The 663-nt window shown below is 37.1% G+C and carries 1 protein-coding gene; it reads right to left on the bottom strand.

Going from position 1 to position 663, the window contains the following annotated elements:
• Positions 1-32: 32 nt before the first annotated feature.
• The coding region (locus tag ABS911_RS15250) for an ATP-binding cassette domain-containing protein (RefSeq protein WP_350468254.1) at positions 33-663 on the bottom strand (631 nt) is incomplete at its 5' end.

The following is a 663-nucleotide window of genomic DNA, read 5'->3' as shown; positions in this document are numbered from 1 at the left end:
AATTAAATCCTTTGGAAGATATTTTTTTCATTTTAGACCTCCTCCTGTGAAGTAACTAATTCTTGATAAGCTGTAGATTGTTCCATCAAATCCTCATGTATTCCACTAGCTACGATTCGTCCACTGTTCATTAGTAAAATCTGATCAGCTTGCTGTAATGAACGAATTCGTTGTGAAATAATGATAACCGTACCGTTTAAATCGTTTTTCAAGGCTTCTCGCAACTCCAAATCCGTTTGATAATCTAAAGCAGATAATGAATCATCCAGTATCAATACTTTTGGCTTATTAACAATTGCACGAGCAATCGTCAACCTTTGACGTTGACCACCAGAAAAGTTTTTCCCATTTTCCATTATAAGAGTATCCAACTTATTGGGTAATTTTTGGACAAAATCTAAACACTGTGCTGTTTTTAAGGCTTCCCAACACTCGTCATCCGTTGCATCCGTTTTTCCCCACTGTAAGTTTTCCCGAATTGTTCCGTGAAATAACACTGCTATTTGTGGCACCATTTTAATCTGATTACGCAATTCTTCTAAATCCCATTCTTTAACATTTAACCCAAGAAAGCTAACGTTACCAGCACTAGCATCATAAAAGCGCGGAATCAACTGTGTCAAAGTCGTTTTTCCACTTCCGGTTCCTCCAGTGATTCCAATA

This window comes from Carnobacterium sp., from assembly GCF_040274425.1.
Note: the sequence above shows the minus strand (reverse complement) of the source record. Positions and strands in the feature narration are given on the sequence as shown.